Origin of the sequence: Streptomyces sp. NPDC093544 (assembly GCF_040683495.1) — a bacterium.
In the GTDB taxonomy this organism is placed as follows: Bacteria; Actinomycetota; Actinomycetes; order Streptomycetales; family Streptomycetaceae; genus Streptomyces.
This window is the reverse complement of the sequence record NZ_JBFBEA010000074.1, coordinates 1-3,127: the sequence shown is the minus strand read 5'-3', so window position 1 is coordinate 3,127 and position 3,127 is coordinate 1. Positions and strand designations below refer to the sequence as shown.

Annotated in this window: 3 protein-coding genes; all 3 read left to right on the top strand. The window is 70.5% G+C overall.

The features are described from left to right. On the top strand, nucleotides 1-234 hold a 234-nt coding region (locus AB0N66_RS42415), incomplete at its 5' end, for an alpha-glucosidase C-terminal domain-containing protein (protein ID WP_365446358.1). A gap of 148 nt (nucleotides 235-382) precedes the next feature. Beyond that, nucleotides 383-1,810, top strand: a complete 1,428-nt coding sequence (locus tag AB0N66_RS42410) for a phosphotransferase (protein WP_365446355.1) — start codon at nucleotides 383-385, stop codon at nucleotides 1,808-1,810. A gap of 46 nt (nucleotides 1,811-1,856) precedes the next feature. Beyond that, nucleotides 1,857-3,127, top strand: a 1,271-nt coding sequence (locus AB0N66_RS42405) for an alpha-amylase family glycosyl hydrolase (protein WP_365446352.1), incomplete at its 3' end; no start/stop codon positions are given.

Sequence of the window (3,127 nt, the reverse complement as noted above, 5' to 3'; positions counted from 1 at the left end):
AACCCCGCCGTCATCGCCTTCCTGCGCGAATACAAGGACGACCTCGTCCTGTGCGTCCACAACTTCTCCCGCTTCGCCCAACCGACAGAACTGGACCTGAGCGCGTTCAATGGGAGGCATCCCGTCGAGCTGATCGGCGGGGTACGCTTCCCAGCCATCGGTGACCTGCCGTATCTGCTCACCCTCGCAGGTCACGGCTTCTACTGGTTCCGGCTCCGCAAGGACGCGGTCTAGAACTGAAGCGGGGCGGTTTCCCCCGCCCCGCCCTGGGCACGCATGAGTAACACCCCGACTCCCCCGGCCTCCCAGGATCTCCGGGTCCTGGGTGTCCGGGCCTCCGGATCCCCGGGTCCCTGGGTCTCCGGGGAAAGGACGCGACGCCATGTCGGAAGCAGCAACCCACTCTGCCTCGGCTCCGGTCGCACGCCCCGAGCTGCTCGCGTCCCTCGATCCACTGCTGCGGGAGTGGCTGCCCCGGCAGCGCTGGTTCGCGGGCAAGGGCCGTCCGGTGACCGGGTTCTCCCTGGTGTCGGCCACGGAACTGCTGCCGCCGACCGGCCGGCCCCTCGGCCTGCTCCACCTTCTCGTGCGCGCCCATCAGCCACTCACCCCGGCGCAGGGCGCGCTCCCGCACCCGAGCGACTGCTACCAGCTGCTGATCGGCGTACGCGAGGCACTGCCACCGAGGCTCGCGCCCGCGCTGATCGGTCACTTGGAGGAAGGCCCGCTGGCCGGCCTCACGGTGTACGAGGCGCTGCACGACGCGCGCCCCGCCGACGTACTCCTGGAAGCCCTGCGCACCCGGGCCCAGATCGGCGACCTGCGCTTCGAGCGTGATGGGCGCGAGGAGAGCCGGGGCGGCCAGATCATCCGGGACGGCCTGGTGCCGCGGCTGGTGACGTCGGAGCAGTCGAACTCGTCGGTCGTCTACGGAGATACGTTCATTCTGAAGCTCTTGCGACGGATCGTGCCGGGGACCAACCCGGACCTGGAGTTGCCGCTGCTGCTGTCCCGGGAGGGCTGCGCCCGGGTGCCGGCGCCGGTGGCGTGGATGCTCGCGGAACTGGGTGGGGAGACGTACACCCTCGGTGTGCTGCAGCCCTTCGTCCGGGGTGCGACGGACGGCTGGGAGCTGGCGCTGCGCGAGCTCGCCAAGGGCGCGGACTTCGGCGCCGAGGCACGGGCGCTGGGCCGCGCCACCGCCGAGGTGCACACGGCGCTCGCCCGCACGCTGCCCACGGTCACACTGGGCCACGCACAGATGAAGCCGCTCGTCGACGGAATGACCCAGCGCCTGGACGCGGCCACGCAGGCGGTGCCTGCGCTGCGTCCGTACGCTCCCGGCCTGCGTACCGCCTTCGAGGCGCTGGCCGGCCTGGCCGCCGAGGGCAGCGCCTGGACCGCGCAGCGCATCCACGGCGATCTGCACCTCGGGCAGTGTCTGCGTTCCCCGTCCGGGGAGTGGTCGCTGATCGACTTCGAGGGCGAGCCTTCGAAGCCGCTCGCCGAACGCCGACTGCCGCAGCCCCCGGCGCGGGACATCGCGGGAATGCTCCGCTCCTTCGACTACGCGGCCCACTCGCACCACCCTCTGACACCCGGCTGGGCCGACACCTGCCGGGCCGCGTTCTGCACCGGATACGCCGAGGTCACCGGAGTCGACCCGCGCACCGACCCCGTACTGCTGCGCGCCTACGAGACGGACAAGGCGGTGTACGAAGTCGTGTACGAGGCCCGGCACCGTCCCGACTGGCTCCCCGTACCGCTGGCGGCGGTGCGCCGGCTCGCGGCGGACGCCGGCGCCCCTTGACCGTCCCCGTCCCTCGCCCTTCATCGTTTCCCAGGAGGCCCTGCCCGTGACGCCCCGTCCCTCGTCCGACGACAGTCCGAAGAAGACCGGCGCGAAGAACAAGGCTGCCGCCGAGGGAAAAGCGACGGCCAAAAAACCCAAGACGGACGGTGGCAAGAAGGCCACTGAGAACAAGTCGGAGAACAAGACGGAGAGCAAGGCGGAGAGCAAGGCGGAGGGCAAAGTCGCCAAGGCTTCGAAGAAGACTCGGGAGGCAGATCCGCAGCCTGCCGCCGACAGCGCTCCCGTGTTCGCGGGTGTGTACCCCGGCGACCGCGAGCGGCTGCTCAGCGGCACGCACCACGATCCGCACGGGGTGCTCGGGGCCCATCCCGTACCCGGCGGCGTGGCTTTCCGGGCCTTCCGCCCGTACGCGCTGGCCGTGACCGTCGTGACGGACGAGCTGCGGGCCGAGCTCCAGGACGACGGGGACGGTTTCTTCTCGGGCCTGCTGCCACTGCGCGCCGTACCGTCGTCGTACCGACTGCTCGTGTCGTACGAGGGGACGGTCCAGGACACCGAGGACGCGTACCGTTTCCTGCCCGCGATCGGCGAGCTCGACCTGCATCTGTTCGGCGAGGGCCGCCATGAGCAGCTGTGGCGGGCGCTCGGCGCCGAGCCGATGGTGCACCAGGGCGTGACCGGCACCCGCTTCACGGTCTGGGCGCCGAACGCGCGCGGCGTCCGGGTGGCCGGCACCTTCAACTTCTGGGACGGCACGGCGTACCCGATGCGGTCGCTCGGTTCCTCCGGGGTGTGGGAACTGTTCGTGCCCACGATCGGCGAGGGCGAGCTCTACAAGTTCGACATCACCCGCGCCGACGGTTCGCATACCCAGCGCGCTGATCCGATGGCCCGGCGCACCGAGGTGCCGCCCAAGACGTCGTCGATCGTCACCGAGTCCCACTATGCGTGGCGGGACGAGGAGTGGATGGCCGGGCGGGGCGTTCGGCCGCCGCACGAGGCGCCGTTCTCTGTCTACGAGATTCATCTGGCGTCGTGGCGCCCGGGGTTGACGTACCGTCAGCTGGCCGACCAACTCCCCGCGTATGTCGCCGATTTGGGCTTCACGCATGTGGAGCTGATGCCGGTGGCCGAGCATCCCTTCGGTGGGTCATGGGGCTACCAGGTCACCGGCTTCTACGCGCCCACCGCCCGGCTCGGCACCCCCGACGACTTCAAGTACCTCGTCGACGCACTCCACCAGGCCGGGATAGGCGTCCTCATGGACTGGGTGCCCGCGCACTTCCCGCGCGACGACTGGGCCCTGGCCGAGTT